The sequence below is a fragment of the Lentzea sp. NBC_00516 genome (genome assembly GCF_036346835.1).
Lineage (GTDB): Bacteria > Actinomycetota > Actinomycetes > Mycobacteriales > Pseudonocardiaceae > Lentzea > Lentzea sokolovensis.
In genome coordinates this window covers 6,600,482-6,618,239 of sequence record NZ_CP107840.1, presented here as the reverse complement: position 1 = coordinate 6,618,239, position 17,758 = coordinate 6,600,482, and the positions used below count along the sequence as shown (strand labels likewise).

Annotated in this window: 19 protein-coding genes; 13 read left to right on the top strand and 6 right to left on the bottom strand. The window is 68.6% G+C overall.

Annotation, left to right across the window (positions count from 1 at the left end; all coding sequences use genetic code 11):
• Nucleotides 1-131: 131 nt before the first annotated feature.
• Together OG205_RS29995 and moeA are read right to left on the bottom strand one after the other, a co-directional pair.
• Complete coding sequence (locus OG205_RS29995; protein ID WP_330271348.1) at nucleotides 132-1,556, bottom strand: M48 family metalloprotease; 1,425 nt, start codon at nucleotides 1,554-1,556, stop codon at nucleotides 132-134.
• Nucleotides 1,553-2,749 carry a molybdopterin molybdotransferase MoeA gene (gene moeA, locus OG205_RS29990; RefSeq protein ID WP_330271347.1) on the bottom strand — a complete coding sequence of 399 codons (1,197 nt, stop codon included), beginning with the start codon at nucleotides 2,747-2,749 and terminating at the stop codon, nucleotides 1,553-1,555. Before moeA ends, OG205_RS29995 begins: the two co-directional genes overlap by 4 nt.
• Before the next feature lie 72 nt (nucleotides 2,750-2,821).
• Between moeA and OG205_RS29985 the strand changes: the two genes are divergently transcribed.
• The 5 genes from OG205_RS29985 to OG205_RS29965 all read left to right on the top strand — a co-directional run bounded on the left by OG205_RS29985 (nucleotide 2,822) and on the right by OG205_RS29965 (nucleotide 7,411).
• Nucleotides 2,822-3,463: an AIM24 family protein gene (locus OG205_RS29985; protein ID WP_330271346.1), complete on the top strand. Its 642-nt coding sequence runs from the start codon at nucleotides 2,822-2,824 to the stop codon at nucleotides 3,461-3,463.
• Nucleotides 3,464-3,551: 88 nt separating this feature from the next.
• Nucleotides 3,552-3,758, top strand: a complete 207-nt coding sequence (locus tag OG205_RS29980) for a cold-shock protein (protein WP_090014840.1) — start codon at nucleotides 3,552-3,554, stop codon at nucleotides 3,756-3,758.
• Nucleotides 3,759-3,827: 69 nt separating this feature from the next.
• A complete protein-coding gene (locus tag OG205_RS29975) occupies nucleotides 3,828-5,051 on the top strand; it encodes a serine/threonine-protein kinase (RefSeq protein ID WP_330271345.1) in 1,224 nt (407 codons plus the stop codon).
• A 211-nt stretch (nucleotides 5,052-5,262) separates the two neighbouring features.
• Complete coding sequence (gene groL / locus OG205_RS29970; RefSeq protein ID WP_330271344.1) at nucleotides 5,263-6,882, top strand: chaperonin GroEL; 1,620 nt, start codon at nucleotides 5,263-5,265, stop codon at nucleotides 6,880-6,882.
• A 193-nt stretch (nucleotides 6,883-7,075) separates the two neighbouring features.
• A complete protein-coding gene (locus OG205_RS29965) occupies nucleotides 7,076-7,411 on the top strand; it encodes a hypothetical protein (RefSeq protein ID WP_330271343.1) in 336 nt (111 codons plus the stop codon).
• 105 nt (nucleotides 7,412-7,516) lie between these two features.
• Here OG205_RS29965 and OG205_RS29960 read toward each other — a convergent pair whose 3' ends face one another.
• Both OG205_RS29960 and OG205_RS29955 read right to left on the bottom strand, forming a co-directional pair.
• A complete protein-coding gene (locus tag OG205_RS29960; RefSeq protein WP_169746023.1) occupies nucleotides 7,517-7,993 on the bottom strand; it encodes a carboxypeptidase regulatory-like domain-containing protein in 477 nt (158 codons plus the stop codon).
• A gap of 5 nt (nucleotides 7,994-7,998) precedes the next feature.
• Nucleotides 7,999-8,604 (bottom strand): RNA polymerase sigma factor, encoded by a 606-nt coding sequence (locus OG205_RS29955; RefSeq protein WP_330271342.1) that lies wholly within the window; start codon nucleotides 8,602-8,604, stop codon nucleotides 7,999-8,001.
• Nucleotides 8,605-8,960: 356 nt separating this feature from the next.
• On the opposite strand from OG205_RS29955, the gene OG205_RS29950 reads away from it, so the two are divergent.
• The 5 genes from OG205_RS29950 to OG205_RS29930 all read left to right on the top strand — a co-directional run bounded on the left by OG205_RS29950 (nucleotide 8,961) and on the right by OG205_RS29930 (nucleotide 14,058).
• Nucleotides 8,961-9,620 carry a copper homeostasis protein CutC gene (locus OG205_RS29950; protein WP_330271341.1) on the top strand — a complete coding sequence of 220 codons (660 nt, stop codon included), beginning with the start codon at nucleotides 8,961-8,963 and terminating at the stop codon, nucleotides 9,618-9,620.
• Between the two features lie 79 nt (nucleotides 9,621-9,699).
• Nucleotides 9,700-10,977: an extracellular solute-binding protein gene (locus tag OG205_RS29945; protein WP_330271340.1), complete on the top strand. Its 1,278-nt coding sequence runs from the start codon at nucleotides 9,700-9,702 to the stop codon at nucleotides 10,975-10,977.
• Between the two features lie 2 nt (nucleotides 10,978-10,979).
• Nucleotides 10,980-11,864 (top strand): carbohydrate ABC transporter permease, encoded by an 885-nt coding sequence (locus OG205_RS29940; protein WP_330271339.1) that lies wholly within the window; start codon nucleotides 10,980-10,982, stop codon nucleotides 11,862-11,864.
• Nucleotides 11,861-12,694 (top strand): carbohydrate ABC transporter permease, encoded by an 834-nt coding sequence (locus OG205_RS29935; protein WP_330271338.1) that lies wholly within the window; start codon nucleotides 11,861-11,863, stop codon nucleotides 12,692-12,694. The genes OG205_RS29940 and OG205_RS29935 overlap by 4 nt, the downstream gene beginning before the upstream one ends.
• Nucleotides 12,691-14,058: a beta-N-acetylhexosaminidase gene (locus tag OG205_RS29930; protein ID WP_330271337.1), complete on the top strand. Its 1,368-nt coding sequence runs from the start codon at nucleotides 12,691-12,693 to the stop codon at nucleotides 14,056-14,058. Before OG205_RS29935 ends, OG205_RS29930 begins: the two co-directional genes overlap by 4 nt.
• A 6-nt stretch (nucleotides 14,059-14,064) precedes the next feature.
• Here OG205_RS29930 and OG205_RS29925 read toward each other — a convergent pair whose 3' ends face one another.
• Together OG205_RS29925 and OG205_RS29920 are read right to left on the bottom strand one after the other, a co-directional pair.
• The gene (locus tag OG205_RS29925) at nucleotides 14,065-14,295 is read right to left on the bottom strand and encodes a PspC domain-containing protein (RefSeq protein ID WP_330271336.1); all 231 of its coding nucleotides are present in this window, start codon (nucleotides 14,293-14,295) and stop codon (nucleotides 14,065-14,067) included.
• Nucleotides 14,296-14,379: 84 nt separating this feature from the next.
• Complete coding sequence (locus OG205_RS29920; protein ID WP_330271335.1) at nucleotides 14,380-14,763, bottom strand: VOC family protein; 384 nt, start codon at nucleotides 14,761-14,763, stop codon at nucleotides 14,380-14,382.
• Between the two features lie 29 nt (nucleotides 14,764-14,792).
• On the opposite strand from OG205_RS29920, the gene OG205_RS29915 reads away from it, so the two are divergent.
• Genes OG205_RS29915 through OG205_RS29905 form a run of 3 tightly spaced genes read left to right on the top strand, consistent with a single transcriptional unit; the run spans nucleotide 14,793 to nucleotide 17,678 of the window.
• A complete protein-coding gene (locus OG205_RS29915; RefSeq protein ID WP_330271334.1) occupies nucleotides 14,793-15,623 on the top strand; it encodes an AAA family ATPase in 831 nt (276 codons plus the stop codon).
• On the top strand, nucleotides 15,620-16,594 hold the full coding sequence (locus OG205_RS29910) for a vWA domain-containing protein (protein ID WP_330271333.1): 975 nt from the start codon (nucleotides 15,620-15,622) through the stop codon (nucleotides 16,592-16,594). The genes OG205_RS29915 and OG205_RS29910 overlap by 4 nt, the downstream gene beginning before the upstream one ends.
• Nucleotides 16,587-17,678: an XdhC/CoxI family protein gene (locus tag OG205_RS29905; protein ID WP_330271332.1), complete on the top strand. Its 1,092-nt coding sequence runs from the start codon at nucleotides 16,587-16,589 to the stop codon at nucleotides 17,676-17,678. Before OG205_RS29910 ends, OG205_RS29905 begins: the two co-directional genes overlap by 8 nt.
• Nucleotides 17,679-17,758: the final 80 nt, after the last annotated feature.

Here is a 17,758-nt window from a genome sequence, read left to right as displayed (position 1 = left end):
TCGGGACTGCCGGAAAGACAAGTGGCCGGTCGGCCCATGCATCCCCCGACGAATGCACGGGCCGACCGGCACCTGCGGGCAGTGTAATCCCCGTCACATGGCGTGAACAACGTCGCTGGGTGAGCGTTCCGTCACAGTCCGTCGACGCCGAGGGTCTGCAGCCTGAAACGCACCTCGGCGACCTGGTTAGCGTCACGGACGGCGGGTGCGACCAGGTCTTCCGGATAGACCGCAGCTCCGTCGCGCGTTCGCAGGACGAACAGTCCGCCCCAGTTGAGTTCCAGCGTCACGCGGTTAGTCGTCACAAGCAGGTCAGACACCATGCAACCGAGTAGTTCCGTCACGGCCTCGACGGCGGCGTCGTGCACCTGCTCCGGGGTCAGCGACGCGTCCACGGGCGCCCCCGTCAGCTTGTGCAACTCGGCGCGCGACAACGCCGCCAGCACGTCCGCCAGCGTCTCGCCGACCTTGCTCACCCTGCCCGCGTGCCGCAGCGCGTCGGCGTAGCGGCGCACGAGCACCGGCCCGGCCAGCGGCGCGAGCTCCTGCCAGGTGATCGGTGGCCCCTGCACCCCGACCAGCGCCGCGACGGCCTCGGGCGGGGTGCCGTCGAGCAACGACCACGCGCGCCGTTCGTCGACCGCCTCCGCCACACCGCCGGAGAACGGGGAGAGCTGCCTGATCGTCGCCACCCGCTCGCGGATCGGCGGATGGCTGTCGAAGATCGACGACGGTTCCTGCGCGGCCATCAGCGGCTCGATCTCGCGCAGCTGGTGCACCCGCCGCGGGTGGTCCAGGTAGGCGCGGAAGCCCTCCAGCAACGGCGGCGTGCGCCCGGCCAGCACGGCCAGCGAGACGTACCAGCGCAGGTACTCGTTCCAGGCCTCGCCGAGCGGGCCGCCGCGCAGCAACGACCGCGCCGTCGCCTCCGCCCCGGCCGCAGCCACGGACACCTCGTCGGCGAACCGCTCGTGCTTGCGGCTCTCCGAGGCGGCGACCAGCGCGTACAGCCTCGCCCACGCGTAGAGGACGGCGGACAGGTAGCTGCCCTGCCCGATCACCATCCCCAGGGCGAGCTTCGCGCGGAACGTCACCGCCGACACCTGCGTGTGGCCGCCGCCGTAGTGGCCGAGCTCGTGGGCGACCACCGACCGCAGCTCACCGATCGTCATTCCGGCCACGAACGGCAGGCCCAGCTCCAGGTAGCGCGTGCCGTGGCGCTCCCACACGCCCGCGTTCGCCTCGTTGACGAGCCGGATGTCGTCAGGGCTGCGGGTGCCGGCCAGCACGGCCAGCTCGTCGACGTGCCGCCACAGCTCCGGGTGCGTCGCGCGGGTCAGCGGGACGCCGGTCGGACGCGGCCGGGCCCAGAACGCCCTGACCATCGCGTACAACGACGGCCCGCCGACGATGAGCGTCAACGCGGTGAGGAAGGCCCCGCCCTCGACGTCGCCCCGGTCGAACAGGACGTACGCGAGGACGCCCAGCAGCGCGGTGAGGCCCAGCGCGAGCACGAAGAACCCGGCGAGCATCACCAGGGCCAGCGCCGCTCTCATTGGAGGTGTCGGACGGTGACCTCGGCCCCCGCCGCCAGCTCCGTGACGTCCTCGGGCACCTCGATCAGGCAGTTCGACAGCGCGAGCGCCGACAGCAGGTGCGACCCCGGCCCGCCGACGGGCGTCACGACCTCGCCGGACGACGGGTCGTGCAGGCCGCGCCGGAACTGAGTCTTCCCCGCGGGAGAGGTGAGAGAAGTCGTGATGGTCGCTCGCGCCGTGTGGCGTTCCGGCTGCGTGTAGCCCATGGACGCGAGCAGTGCCGGCCGCACGAACACCTCGAACGACACCTGCGCGCTCACCGGGTTGCCCGGCAGCGACAGCACCGGCACGCCCTCGTACCGGCCGGAGCCCTGCGGCCCGCCCGGCTGCATCGCGACCTTGGTGAACTGCACGTCGTGGCTCGCGAAAGCGTCCTTGACCACCTCGTACGCGCCCGCGCTGACCCCGCCGGACGTCACGATCACGTCCACCGAACCGAGGTACGGCGCCAGCGCGCGGTGGAACTCCTCGACGTCGTCCGGCACGAACCGCAGCTGCACGGCGACGCAGCCCGCGTCCCGCACGGACGAGGCGAGCATCATGCCGTTCGACTCGTAGATCTGCCCAGGCTGCAGCGGCTTGCCCGGTTCGACCAGCTCGGAGCCCGTCGACAGGACCAGCACGCGCGGACGGCGGCGCACCGGCAGCTCGGGGAAGCCGAGGGCGGAGGCGAGACCGAGCGTGGACGGGCGCAGCACCGTGCCCGCGGCCAGCACCGCGTCGCCCTTGCGCACGTCGTCGCCACCGGTGCGGATGTTCTGGCCGGGCGCCACGGCCCGGTCGATCCTCACGGTCTCCGTGCCGGCATCGGTCCACTCGACCTGGACCACCGCGTCCGCGCCGGGCGGCAGCGGGGCGCCGGTCATGATCCGCTGAACGGTGCCGGGCACCAGCGGGTTCAGCTGCGTGCGGCCCGCGGGGATGTCGTCGGCGACGGTCAACCGGACCGGGAGCTCACCGGCCAGATCGGCGGCCCGCACCGCGTACCCGTCCATCGCGGAGTTGTCGAACGGCGGCAGGTCGAGCGGCGCGATGACGTCGGCGGCGAGCACGAGCCCGAGGCACTCGTCGAGCGGTAGCTGCAGCACGGGCATCGACCCGACGAGCTCCGCGACGCGCTGGCGGTGTTCGGCGACAGTGGTGGGGGACACGACTGCATACTGCCAACGTCGCGGTGCTCGTGACGCCCGCTTTGCCTCGTTTCCTTCCCGGAGGTGTTGTTCGTGCAGGTCCGGACCAGGCACACACCGACGTTCGGCGTGGCGAGACTCGTCCTCGCGCCCGACGAGGCGGTGCTGGTCGACCCGCTGACCATCGCGGCCACGAGCTACGGGCTCACGGTCGAGGTGAAGGGCGCGGGCGCGAAGGCGGTGGCGCTGTGCACCTCGGGCGCGGAGGGCGGCTGGATCGACGCGGCCCCGGTGCTGCCCGGTGACCTGCACCAGATCGAACTCGACGGCGCGTACGGCTGGTGCTTCGCCCGGCACAGCTGGATCGCGTCGAGCAGCACGATGGCGATGAACCCCGGGGCACCGCCGATGCAGGCGATCTTCGGAGGCGTCGAGGGCTTCATGAACTACGCGCACGGCAAGGGCGCGATGGTGCTCGCCTGTTACGGCGCGCTCGACCTCGTGACGCTGGAAGCAGGGGAAGCGGTGACCATCAGCAGCGATCACGTCGTGGCGTTCGCGGACACCGTGCAATGCCGTCTCCGGCCGTCCGTGCCCGATGGCGTGCAATCCATTCAGACCGGTGAGGGCCTGGTGTTCGACTTCGCCGGTCCCGGTGCCGTGCTGACGCAGACGCGCGGACCCCGCCGGCTCACCACCTGGTTGCGCGCCAACGGAGTCAGCTCCCGTTCATGACTCCGTAAGGAGGTATCCGAGTGAGATTTCTTCTTTTAGCGTTGCTCTCTGCGCTTTGCGCGAGATGCGTGATCTGAAGGAGGACGTCTTGGCTCTCGGTACCGTCAAGTGGTTCAACTCCGAAAAGGGATACGGCTTCATCGCGACCGATGGCGGGCCCGACGTGTTCGTGCACTACTCGGCGATCCAGATGGAAGGCTTCCGGACCCTGTCGGAAGGCGACCGGGTCGAGTTCGAGGTGCAGGCGGGCCGGGACGGCCGCAGCCAGGCGTCGGACGTGCGCAGGGCGAGCTAGACGTCACTCTGATCACGGCTTCGGCCAACCCGGGGCAAGCCGATCTGGCCGGACGTTAGGCTGCCTTGCGTGTCGGAGGACCTGAGCGGACGGCGAATCGCGCATTACCGGATCGACGGTGTGCTTGGTCGTGGTGGCATGAGCGTGACGTACCGGGCCACGGACGTGAGACTCGGCCGGAAGGTCGCGCTCAAGGTCATCGGTGAGCACCTCGCGCCCGACGCGGAGTTCCGCGAGCGGTTCGTCGACGAGGCGCGCAACACCTCCGCGATCGACCACGCGAACATCGTGCCGCTGTACGACTTCGACGAGGTCGACGGCCTGCTCTACATCGCCATGCGGCTCGTGGACGGGCAGGACCTGTCCGGGCACATCAAGGAGGGGCCGCTCACCCCCGCGCGCACGTTGTCGCTGCTCGCCCAGGTGGCCGAAGCGCTCGACATGCTGCACGGCAAGGGCCTCGTGCACCTCGACGTGAAGCCCGCCAACGTGCTGGTGACCCAGAAGGAAGGCGTGCGCGAGCACGTCTACGTCGCCGACTTCGGCCTCACCCGCCGCGGCGCCACCGGCCACCGCACCCGAACGGGTGATTTCCTCGGCTCGCCCACCTACGCGGCGCCGGAACACCTGCGCGGCGAGCCCGTCGACGGCCGCACCGACCAGTACGCGCTCGCCTGCATGATCTTCGCCTGCCTGTCGGGCCGCCCGCCGTTCCAGGGCGGCGTGCAGGAGGTCATCCACGGCCACCTCGGCAGCGTCGTTCCCGCGTTGTCACAGGTCGTGTCGTTGCCGCCGGCCATCGACGACGTGATCCGCAAGGGCACCTCGAAGGACCCGTCGCAGCGGTACGCGAACTGCGCCGAGCTCATCAACGCCGCCCGCGTCGCTCTCGCCGGAGTCGCGCAGGGCTCGGCTCCCGCTCAACTCGGGCCGCAGTCCGGCTCGTTCCCGGCTCAAGCGCCGATGTCCGGGCCGATGCCGGTCCAGCAGGGTCAGTACCAGGCCGGCGGCTACCAGCAGCCCCTGTCGGACCCGGTCCGGCTGCGCCCGCCGAACCAGGTGGGTGTGAGTGCGTTCACGGCCCGCAAGAAGGAACGCCCCGCGTGGTTCGCGCCGGTCATCGCGGCCGCGGTGGCGATCTTGGTGATCATCGTCGTGGTGGTGATCCTGTCGCCGGGTGACGAGCCCGCACGTCAGCCCAAGACGAGCTCCGCGCCGTCGCTGAACATCGGCGACGAACCGACCTCGAACAAGCCGCTGCCCACCTCTGTGCCGGTGCGCACGTCTCGCTGAGAGTCCCCTGGGTTCGCTTGCACTCGACGTGCCCGAGTGCTAAAACCGACTTAGCACTCGGCTCAATTGAGTGCCAAAAAGTGAGGCTGGGACGGTGAGGCCCTCCGGGGTCGTCCGTCGCGGGCACCGAGCCTGGCCACGCGCATCGGTTCCGCTGCGGGCATGCGCTCGCGGTGGCCCAGAATCCACATAAGCGGAGGAACACACCGCAATGGCCAAGATGATTGCGTTCGACGAGGAAGCCCGTCGCGGTCTCGAGCGCGGGATGAACATCCTCGCTGACGCCGTCAAGGTGACGCTCGGCCCGAAGGGCCGCAACGTCGTGCTCGAGAAGAAGTGGGGCGCGCCGACCATCACCAACGATGGTGTCTCCATCGCGAAGGAGATCGAGCTCGAGGACCCGTGGGAGAAGATCGGGGCCGAGCTCGTCAAGGAGGTCGCGAAGAAGACCGATGACGTCGCTGGTGACGGCACCACCACCGCGACGGTGCTCGCCCAGGCACTGGTCCGCGAGGGCCTGCGCAACGTGGCCGCGGGTGCGAACCCGCTCGGCCTCAAGCGCGGCATCGAGCAGGCCGTCGAGGCCATTGCCGAGCAGCTGCTGAAGAACGCCAAGGAGATCGAGACGAAGGAGCAGATCGCTGCTACCGCGTCCATCTCCGCCGCTGACCCCACGATCGGCGAGCTCATCGCCGAGGCGATGGACAAGGTCGGCAAGGAAGGCGTCATCACCGTCGAGGAGAGCAACACCCTCGGTCTCGAGCTTGAGCTCACCGAGGGCATGCGCTTCGACAAGGGCTACATCTCCGGTTACTTCGTGACCGACCCCGAGCGTCAGGAAGCGACCCTCGAGGACCCGTACATCCTGCTGTTCGGCTCCAAGATCTCCACGGTCAAGGACCTGCTCCCGCTCCTGGAGAAGGTCATGCAGGGCGGCAAGCCGCTGCTGATCATCTCCGAGGACGTCGAGGGCGAGGCCCTGGCGACCCTGGTCGTGAACAAGATCCGTGGCACCTTCAAGTCCGTCGCCGTCAAGGCGCCTGGCTTCGGTGACCGCCGCAAGGCCATCCTCCAGGACATCGCCACCCTCACCGGTGGCCAGGTCATCACCGAGGACGTCGGCCTGAAGCTGGAGAACGCCGACATCTCGCTGCTGGGCAAGGCCCGCAAGGTCGTCGTCACCAAGGACGAGACGACCATCGTCGAGGGTGCCGGTGACGCGGAGCAGATCCAGGGTCGCGTCAACCAGATCCGCGCCGAGATCGAGAAGTCGGACTCCGACTACGACCGCGAGAAGCTCCAGGAGCGCCTCGCCAAGCTCGCCGGCGGCGTCGCCGTCATCAAGGCGGGCGCGGCCACCGAGGTCGAGCTCAAGGAGCGCAAGCACCGCATCGAAGACGCGGTCCGCAACGCCAAGGCCGCCGTTGAAGAGGGCATCGTCGCCGGTGGTGGCGTCGCGCTGCTTCAGGCTGCCGAGGTTGCCTTCGCGGGCCTGAAGCTCACGGGCGACGAGGCCACTGGCGCCAACATCGTCAGGGTCGCCGTCGAGGCTCCGCTGAAGCAGATCGCCATCAACGCCGGCCTCGAAGGCGGCGTCGTGGTCGAGCGCGTCAAGTCCCTCCCCTCTGGCGAGGGCCTGGACGCCGCGACCGGCGAGTACAAGGACCTGATCAAGGCCGGCATCATCGACCCGGCCAAGGTCACCCGTTCCGCGCTGCAGAACGCCGCGTCCATCGCCGCCCTGTTCCTGACGACGGAAGCCGTCGTCGCGGACAAGCCGGAGAAGAACGCCGCGCCTTCCGCGCCGGACGCCGGCGGCATGGACTTCTGAGTCCGTCCGCTTCGCACCACCTCTGAAAGGCCCGGTTCGCATCGGCGAGCCGGGCCTTTCGGCATTTCGGGCCTGATGAACGGAAATCACCGACCGGTCACACGTGACCGGTCGGTGATCTGTCCGGGAAACCGCCCTGCCGAAAGGATGAGACCAGTCCACAAAGGGCTGATCCATCAAGAGGGGGATGTGAATGAAGGCGAAGTACGCAACTGTTCTGGCGGCGTCGGCCATTGCGATCGGGGGATTCGCAGGGCTCGCGGCACCGGCGTCCGCCGCGCCGTCGGGTGAGGTGTCGGTGCAGGCCAGCTGCAGCGCTGCGCCCATCACCGGTGCGGAAGGCCACCGCGGTGCCAATGTGAGGTGCACCGGCCTCGGCAACTTCTTCACCGGCTTCATCGACTGCAAGCGCACGGACAACGGATTCGTGTACCGCCACTTCGGCACTCGCGCCGCGAACGGCGGTGTCTCGACCGTGTGGTGTGACCGCGGCGCCGTCGTCATCGGGCACGGCGGCATTCAGTCCTAGGTCGCTGCCAAGGGGGGACAACGGCCGGCCGCAGGCATCCCTGCGGCCGGCCGTTGCCGGTCACTCAGCCGAAGAGACGCGAACCCCAGAAACCCCAGTCGAAGCTCAAAGCATGATCGTGGGCGTGACGACGGTCCGCCCGGGCTCTCCACGAGAATTCACCAGGTGCACCAGGATCTGCGTGGTCCCGGCCGGCACGTCCGGCAGAACGAACCGCCCACCATCGTCAGCCCGAGTACAGGACGACTGATGATCGGCGACCCGCACCTCGACCTCGTGCTCCCCGGCGGGCACCAGCCACCCGTCGATCCGGTGCCGTGACCCGGTCGAGGTGAAGTTCACCATCAACGTCAGGTTGTCGACCGTGAACGTGATCGTGCCGGTCTGCCCGCCCCGGACCCCGGCGAACGATCCGGCCCGCTCCCAGCGCGCGACCTCCACGTCCAGGGATTCCAGGGCGATCGCGAACTTCACGCGGTCCACCAGGTCGGCGGGTGGCGGGTCCAGTTCGTCGACGAGCCTGTTCAGCTCGGAGAGGACTGCGGTGTCCTCAGGGCCCCTGCGGTCGTCGCGCGGGTCGATCTCGTTCACCGCGATCCTCCTTCCGTCTCCAGGTAGTTGCGCAGCAGTGTCAGACACCGTCCCCTGGTCGGACCGATGCTGCCGTGGGGCATGGCCAGTGCCTCGGCGACTGCCCGGTACTCCGCGCGGCCCGCGAGCACGGTGAGTCGGAGCAGTTCCTGGCACCTCGTGGTCAGGCGGCCGAACGCGAGCCACAGGCGGCGGTCGCGGTCGTCCAGCAGCGTCACGTCCTCCGGCAGGCCGGTGTCGGACTCGAGCTGTTCGGCGTATTCGTCGGACAGGTGCGTCTCACGCTTGTTGGGTGTCCAGGTTCGGCGTGCTTCACGCCTCGTTGTGACCACCAGGTAGCCGACCAGGGCTTTGGGCTCGTTGATGTTCTCGATGTTCTTCAAGAACGCCAGCCACACGGTCTGCACCACGTCCTCCGCGGCGGCCCTGTCCAGGCCCTGGCCGCGGGCGACGTGCCACAACAGCGGGGTCAGCTCGGTCACCAGGACGTCCAGCGCGTTGCGGTTGCCCTCACGTGCGGCTTCCACGCACATCGCGTGCCGTTCGGTGCCTTCAAGCCCGTCCCACGGCGTTCGGTCATCCGCCGTGTGCAGCTCGTCCATGCAGCACCTCCGATCGGCCGCCCTGTCAGCGCCGTCCGCCAACTCATGAAGGGCTAACTGGGCGGTAGATACCAAATTCACTCGATTGGAGCAGTATCACCGCCGGGTTGACCCTCATCTTCCTCCGGGTATGCCAGCGGCCCGTGATTCCCCCTCCGAGTCACGGGCCGCCAGTGGTGGGAGCCCGCGCCGGCCGGCACCCCTCGAACCGGCTGACGCGTGCTCCACGCCTGAACAAAGCGCTCATCCAAAAAGAGCGGGGTTCAGGCGAGCAGATACAGCCTCCGACGCACGAACAGGCGACGAGGCTCCGCGATTCCCGAAAGCACACGGCAAAGACCGTTATGGTCTAGACCATGCCGATTCTCGAAGTGATCGCACTGGACGCGAAGGACGCCGTTGCCGCCCAGGCGGGAGGCGCTGACCGGCTCGAACTGGTCGCCGACATGGCCTCGGACGGGCTCACGCCGTCGGTCGCCACCTTCAAAGAGGTCCGAAGCGCCGTGGACATCCCCATCCGCGTGATGCTCAGGGACGCCAAGGGGTTCGCGCCGAACAACCTCAAGCACCTGCGCCGGCAGGCGTGGGAGCTCAGGGAGGCCGGCGCCACCGAGTTCGTCCTCGGCTTCCTCGACGCGGAGGGCGAGATCGACGAGGGCGTCACGCTCAACCTCCTCGCCGAACTGGAGGGCTGCGCCTGGACCTTCCACCGCGCGCTGGACAACTCGAACGACGTCTTCCGCTCCTGGGAGGTCGTGCAGACCCTCGGCTGCGACACGGTGCTCGCCGCCGGCAGCGCGAAGGGCGTCGAGGACGGAATCGAGAACCTGAAGAAACTGGCCGACCAGGCGCCTCCCGCGCTGCTCGTCGGCGGCGGTCTGCAGGCTCGCCACGTCCCGGAACTGCTGGCAGCGGGCGTGAAGGGATTTCACGTCGGCAGCGCGGTCCGTCCGTCCGGCTGGGACTCACCGGTCGACTTCGCATCAGTTCGGGAATGGGTGAATCGTCTGGTCTAGACCCTTGCCCTGGTCCGTTCTACAGTCACGTTGCTTCCTGTGGAATGGCTGTTGCACTATATGCAATGCGGAGGGCGCGATGAGGCTGAAGGCACTTGTGGCCGTGCTGGGCGTGGGCGCGGTGGTCGCCTGCGCACCGGTGCAGTCAGGACCTACGAACTCTGGCACCGACGAGCAGACCGGGCAGTTGCGGGTCTGGTTGTTCGACGAGGTCAACCGAGGTCCGAAGGAAGCCGTGGTGAAGGAGGCGATCTCCGAGTTCCAGGGCAAGCACAGCGGCGTCACCGTCGACGTCCAGTACATCCAGGTGTCGAGCCGGGCGGAGCGCTTCAAGGCCGCGTTCAGCGACCCGAAGAGCGCTCCGGACGTCGCCGAGTTCGGCAACACCGACCTCGCGGGCTACGTCTCCGCCGGCGGCTTCTCCGAGCTCGACCTGGGCAAGTGGGACGAGTCGAAGGACCTGGTCCCGTCGATCCTCGACACGGCCAAGGTCGACGGCAAGACGTACGGCGTGCCGTGGTTCGTCGGCGTGCGCGCGTTGTACTACCGCACGGACGTGTTCACCGAGCTCGGCCTCAAGCCGCCGACGACGTTGGACGAGATCGCGACCACGGCTCGTGAGATCAGGCAGAAGAAGCCCGAACTGATCGGCATCTCGGCCGGCGGCAAGTACCTGTTCGCGGCGCTGCCGTTCATCTGGGCGCAGGGCGGCGACATCGCCAAGTCGGACGGCGGCAAGTTCACCGCCACGATCGACAGCGCCGAGGCCAAGGCCGGCGTCGCGAAGTACACCGAGCTGATCAAGGACGACATCTGCCCGCCCGCCACCTGCGCGGGCAACGGCGGTGACGCGAGCGTCGAGGCGTTCCGCGCGGGCAAGGCCGCGATGACCATCGGTGGCGACTTCAACCGCAAGTCCGTCGACGCTTCCTCGGCCGCGGGCAAGTACGGCGTCGTGCCGTTGCCCGGCAAGACGAAGGGCTCGGTCGCGCCCGCGTTCGCCGGCGGCAACCTGCTCGGCGTCATGAAGGGCACGCAGCGCAAGACGCTCGCGAACGAGTTCACGCAGCTGCTCGCGTCGAAGAAGTACCAGCAGAAGATGTACACGGCGATGGGCAACCTGCCGACGTTCGGCGACGTGCAGAAGCAGGTCGCGGACTCCGACAAGTTCCTGGAGCCGTTCACGAAGACCCTGCAGTCCGGCACGAAGTTCGTCCCCGTCACGCCGGCGTGGGCGAAGATCGAGGCGCAGACCGTGGTGCCGACGATGCTCCAGGAGATCGTCACCGGCGCGAAGAACGTCGACACGGCCACCGCGGACGCCGCCAAGACGATGAACGCGGCCTTCACGTCGTGAGCATGACCGCCAAAGGCCAGGGGCGGACCGCGTTCGCCTACCTGGCTCCAGCGCTGCTGATCCTCGGGGGCCTGCTGGCCTACCCGATCTATCAGCTGGTGCTCATCTCGCTCTACGACTACGGCCAGGAACAGGTCAGCGGCGGAGCGCCGCTCGAGTTCCTCGGTCTCGGGAACTACCAGAAACTGCTGGGAGACCAGCAGTTCTGGGCGGTGTTCGGGCAGACCGTCGCCTTCGCGGCGGTCTGCGTGGTCGGCACGTTGCTTGTGGGCGCGTTTCTCGCGATCTTGGCCACCCGCGTTCGCACGTGGGTGCGCATGACGTTGTTCCTGGCGGCGCTCGGCGCGTGGTCTACGCCCGCCGTCGCCGGCTCGACGATCTGGCTCTTCCTGTTCGACGCGAACTTCGGGTTCGTGAACGAGGTCCTGGGCATCCAGGGCTTCTCCTGGACGTTCGACAAGTGGACGGCGTTCGGACTCGTTGCCGCGCAGGTGATCTGGTGCTCGTTCCCGTTCGTCATGGTGACGCTCTTCGCGGGCATCAAGGCGATTCCGGGCGAGGTGCTGGAGGCAGCGGCACTGGACGGCGCGTCGGCGTTCCGCACGGCGTGGAGCGTCACGCTCCCGTTGCTGAAGCCGATCATCCTCGTGGTGACGATCCAGTCGATCATCTGGGACTTCAAGGTCTTCACGCAGATCTACGTGATGACGAACGGCGGCGGCATCGCCGGGCGCAACCTCGTGCTCAACGTCTACGCCTACCAGCAGGCGTTCGCGGCGTCGGAGTACGGACTGGGCGCGACCATCGGTGTCGTGATGACCGTGCTGCTGCTGGGAATCACGATGTTCTACCTCCGCGCGCTGCGGCGGTCGGGGGAGGTCCTGTGAGGCGCTGGCTGACCGAGGGCTTCGTCCTCGTCATCGCCGCGGTCGTGGCGTTCCCGCTGTTCTGGATGGTGCTGTCCGCGTTCAAACCGGAGGACGAGATCATCTCGGCCGACCCGGTGCCGTGGACGACCCGCCCGACGCTCGACAGCTTCACGCGGGCGCTGACCGTCGCGAACTTCGGGCGCTACTTCCTGAACAGCATCATCGTCGCGGTGATCGTGGTGCTCCTGAGCATCGTGATCTCGTTCCTGGCGGCGACGGCGCTGACCCGCTTCCGGTTCCGCAGCCGCACGACGTTGCTGATCATGCTGCTGGTCGTGCAGATGGTGCCGGTCGAGGCGTTGACCGTGCCGCTGTTCTTCCTGATGCGGTCCGTCGGTGACTCGGTCCCCGTGTTCGGCCTGAACCACCTGGGCTCGCTCGTGCTGGTGCACCTGGCCTTCAGCCTGCCGTTCGCCATCTGGATGCTGCGAGGCTTCGTCGCCGCGGTGCCGGTGGAACTGGAGGAGGCCGCCACCCTGGACGGCGCCTCGCGGTTCCGGTTCCTGTGGCAGGTGCTGTTCCCGCTCGTCGCGCCCGGCCTGGTGGCGACGAGCGTGCTGTCGTTCATCCACGCCTGGAACGACTTCCTGTTCGCCAAGACGTTCATCATCTCGGCCGTGGAGAACCAGACCCTGCCTCTGGCTCTTCAGGTGTTCGTCAAACCCGACCAGAACGATTGGGGCGCGATCATGGCGGGCTCCACCCTGATGACCATCCCCGTGCTCATCTTCTTCGTGCTCGTGCAGCGCCGGCTGGTGTCCGGACTCGCGGGGGCGGTGAAGGGATGAACCTCCTCCCACGCCCGGTGTCCTACGTGGACGGCGGGAGACTCTGCGAGTACCAGGGCTGGCAGACGGTCCTCGTCGACGGCCCGCCCGGCGGTTACCGGTTGCTCTCGTCCGACGCCGGCGTGCTGATCGAGGCGAACGACGCGGCCGGCGAGATGAACGCGCTGCAGACCCTGCGGCAGTTGCTGGGCGCCCAGGCGTTCCGGGCTGCGGGCGAGAAACCGGCGTACATCCCCGCGTGCGAGATCGTGGACCACCCGCGGTTCGCGTGGCGTGGCGTGATGCTGGACGTATCGCGGCACTTCCTGCCCAAGCGGGAGGTGCTGCGGTACGTCGAGCTGCTGTCCGTGCACAAGCTCAACGTCCTGCACCTGCACCTGACCGACGACCAGGGCTGGCGCTTCGAGGTCAAGCGCTACCCGAAGCTCACCGAGGCAGGGTCGTGGCGGGAGGACTCGCGGTTCGGTGACCGGCGCTCCGCGGGCATGAAAGGCAGGCCGCACGGCGGTTTCTACACGCAGGAGGACCTGCGGGAGATCGTCGAGTACGCCCGTCAGCGGTACATCACGGTGATTCCGGAGATCGACATTCCCGGTCACTCGCAGGCGGCGATCGCGGCCTATCCGGAACTCGGCGTGCACGGCGGTGGTGTCTGGACCGACTGGGGCGTCAACGAACGCGTGCTCAACACCGAGGAGTCCACAGTGGACTTCTTTCGGAACGTGTTCGACGAGCTGATGGACGTCTTCCCGGCGGAGATCATCGGACTGGGCGGCGACGAGGCTCCCGGCCACGACGGCGAACTGGTCAGGGCGATCGCGAAGCACATCGTTCGCAACGGACGGCGGCCGTACGGGTGGGACGAGATCCTCGAGTCGGGACCGCTGCCGGCGGGCACGGTCGTCGCGTCGTGGCGCGGGGTCGAGGGCGGCATCACGGCACTGGGCGAGGGCCACGACGTGGTGATGTGCCCTGAGCAGCACGTTTATCTGGACTACCGGCAGTCGGAGTCACCGGACGAGCCGATCCCGGTGGGGACGGTGACCACGCTGGAGGACGTCTACGCGTGGGATCCGGTGCCCGAGGGCCTCACGGGCGCGGAGCCCGGACGGCTGCTGGGCGCGCAGGCGAACATCTGGACCGAGCACCTCGACTCGGCCCGGCGGGTGGACTACGCGGCGTTCCCGAGGCTGGCCGCGTTCGCCGAGGTCGTGTGGTCCCCGGCGGAGAAGGATCCCGAGTTCGTGCAACGGCTGCGGGAACACCATCTCCCGAGGCTCGATGCTCTGGGGGTGGAGTACCGGCCCCTCACCGGACCCCACCCCTGGCAACGGTTACCTGGCGTTCCCGGGTTTCCACGCTGATCACGCTTACACGGCCGCGTCTTCCACGGGCATGAGGATCCAGGCGGCGACGTAGAGGATCGCTCCGGTGCCGAACCCGAGCAGCGTCGCCGCCACGAGGATGATCCGCAGGATCGCGGCGTCCACACCGATCATCTTGGCGAGACCGCCGCAGACGCCGGCGAGCATCTTGTCGCTACGGCTCCTGCGGAGCTTCTTGACCTGGTCAGTGGCTTCGTTGAGCACGTTGTTCGTCATGGCTCAAGATTCGTCGAAACCACAGCCCCGCACATCGGTGACCACCCCGAACCCGACCCTGATCCCCGGTCCGGACCCCAGGGTTCAGTCGAGGCAGAACTCGTTGCCCTCGACGTCCTGCATCACGATGCACGACTCGTTCTCCTCGTCGGCCACCATGACGCGCACGCACACCGCGCCGATCGCCTCCAGCCGTGCACGCTCGGCCTGAAGCGCGGCGAGGCGGTCGCGGCCCACCATTCCGCTGCCGGCCCGAACGTCGATGTGGACCCGGTTCTTCACGGTCTTGCCCTCGGGAACGCGCTGGAAGAACAGCCGCGGGCCCACGCCGGTGGGGTCGTTGCAGGCAGACCACGAACCGTCTGTGTCCGGCTGTGCGTCGTAGCCCAGCACCTCGGCCCAGAACTGGGCGACGCGTGGTGGTTCCGTGCAGTCGAACGTGACCTGGATCTGCTTGATCGAACCCATTTCCCCACCGTAGTCGTACTCTGAGGCTCATGGAGTCCCCTGAGGAGCTCGCGTCAGGGCTCGACCGCGCGGGGTACCTGCCGGACGGCGGGGTGGCCACGGCGGCGTTCCTCGCGGTCGCGATGGGACGGCCGCTGTTCCTCGAAGGCGAACCCGGCACCGGCAAGACCTCGCTGGCGCTGGCGCTGGCGAAGTCGATGGACGTCCCGCTGATCCGGCTGCAGTGCCACGAGGGCATCGACGCCACACAGGCCCTGTACGACTGGGACTACCCGCGTCAGCTCATGCACCTGCGCGTCCTGGAGACGCGCGGCGAGGTGGACGAGGCCTCCCTCTACACGCGACGGTTCCTGCTGGCCCGGCCGCTGCTGCAGGCTCTGGAGACAGCGCCGTGCGTGCTGCTCGTCGACGAGATCGACCGGGCGGACGACGAGTTCGAGGCGTTCCTGCTGGAGGTGCTGTCCGAGAACGCGGTGAGCATCCCCGAGTTCGGCGAGATCAGGGCCACGACGCCGCCGCTGACCGTGCTGACCTCGAACCGGACCCGCGAGGTGCACGACGCGCTGAAGCGCCGTTGCCTCTACCACTGGCTGGAGCACCCCTCGCTCGATCGGGAGATCGCGATCCTCCGGCGCACCCTGCCCGGCCTCGACGAACGGCTCGCGCGCAAGGTCGCCGAGGCCGTTCAGCAGATGCGTGGCCTCGACCTGCTGAAGCCGCCGGGCGTGGCGGAGTCGCTGGACTGGGCGCGGGCGCTGCAGGCGCTGGGCCGCACCGAACCGGACGTGACGACGCTCGGAGCCGTCCTGAAGTACCGGGAGGACGCGGAACGCGTGATCGGGAGCACAATCGTGGGGTGACGGAAGCCTGCGTCGGGTTCACGCGCGTCCTGCGGGGCGCCGGACTCCCGTGCGGGCCGGACCGCGTCCAGGCGTTCCTGCGGGCCACCGAACACGTCGACCTCTACTGGGCCGGGCGCCTCACGCTGTGCGCCGACCCGGACGACCTGCCGCGCTACGACGCCGCCTACCGGGCGTACTTCGGTGGCACGCCGCCCCGTCCGCGCACGACGATCGAACTTGACTCGGTCACCGTCGGTGTGGCCGCGTCCGATGTGGAAGTGTTGAAGCACAAGGACATCTCCGAGTTCGACGCGGCACCGCTGATCGCCAGGCTGACACCGCTCCCGCCGCGCAGACGGTCGCGCCGGCTCCGCAAGGCCCGTCGCGGCCGGATGGACCTGGCCAGGACCGTGCGCGCGATGATCGAGACCGGTGGCGAGATCGCCCTGCCGCGCCATCGCCGCCGCGGCGTGAAGGCGCGCCGGCTGGTGCTGCTGATCGACGTGTCCGGCTCGATGGCCGCCTACTCGGACGCGTTGCTGCGGTTCGCGCACGTCATCGCCCACGCCATGCCCGTCGAGGTCCGCACGATCGGCACCCGGCTCACCCGCGTCACCCGTCAGTTGCGCGAACGCGATCCGGAACGGGCTTTGCGAGCCGCTGGACGGGCGATCCCGGACTACGAGGGCGGCACCCGGCTCGGCGACTCGCTGCGGCGGTTCAACCAGCAGTGGCGGCAACGAGGTGCGGTGGTCGTGCTGTTCAGCGACGGCTGGGAACGCGGCGACCCGAGCCTGCTGGCGACCGAGATGGCGAGGCTGAGACGCGTGAGCCACAAGGTCATCTGGGCCAACCCGCACGCGGGCAAACCGGGCTACCGGCCGTTGCAGAGCGGCGTGGTGGCGGCGCTCCCGCACGTCGACACGATGGTCGCGGGCCACAGCGTGCACGCTTTGGAAGAACTGCTGAAGGAGGTGCGCCGTGCGTGATGTCCTCTACGACCTCGCCGAACGGGTGGCGAACGGCGAGACGGTCGGCGTCGGCACGGTGGTCGCGACGTTCAGCTCGGCGCCCCGGCCGGCGGGCGCGGCGATGCTCGTGACGCAGGACGGCGAGGCGGTCGGCAGCGTGTCCGGCGGCTGCGTCGAGGGCGCCGTCTACGACCTCGCGCAGGAGACCGGCGGCCCGGTCCTGCAGCGCTACGGCGTGAGCGACGACGACGCGTTCGCCGTCGGGCTGACCTGCGGCGGGATCATCGACATCTACGTCGAGAAGATCAACGCCGAGACGTTTCCGCAGCTCGGCGAGGTCGTGGAGACGGTGCGCGCCGAGGAGCCGGTGGCCGTCGCGACGGTCATCGAGCATCCGGACGGCATCGGCCGGCGCATGGTCATCTGGCCGGACCGGCGTGACGGCAGCCTTGGGAGCGCACGGATCGACGACGCCGTCGCGGACGACGCGCGCGGCATGCTGGCTTCCGGCCGCACCGGCGTGCTCCAGTACGGCCCGGACGGCCAGCGGCGCGGCGAGGGCATGAGCGTGTTCGTGAACTCGTTCGAACCGCCGCCGCGCATGCTCGTGTTCGGTGCGATCGACTTCGCCGCCGCGATGGCCCGGCTCGGCGCGTTCCTCGGCTACCGGGTCACCGTCTGCGATGCGCGACCGGTCTTCGCGACGCGCAGCCGTTTTCCGGAGGCGGACGAGGTCGTCGTCGCCTGGCCGCACAGGTACCTCGAAGGCGAAGCGTCCAAGCTCGACGAACGCACGGTCATCGCCGTTCTCACGCACGATCCGAAGTTCGACGTGCCGCTGCTGGAAGTCGCGTTGCGACTGAAGGTCGGCTACATCGGAGCGATGGGGTCCCGGCGCACGCACGAAGATCGGCTGGAACGGTTGAGGGAAGCTGGTTTGACCGAATCCGAACTTACGGCGTTGTCGTCGCCTATCGGGCTCGATCTCGGCGCCAGAACCCCGGAAGAGACCGCAGTTGCGATTGCCGCCGAGATCATCTCCTTGCGGTGGAAGGGAACCGGGCGCCGGCTGACGGAGATCGAGGACCCGATTCATCGTTGATCGGGTTGTTGAACGCGCAAACAGGGAGCAAGCTGAAGTGACCCTCGTCACTGAAGGCCCACCACCCTGGGAGGGTTTCA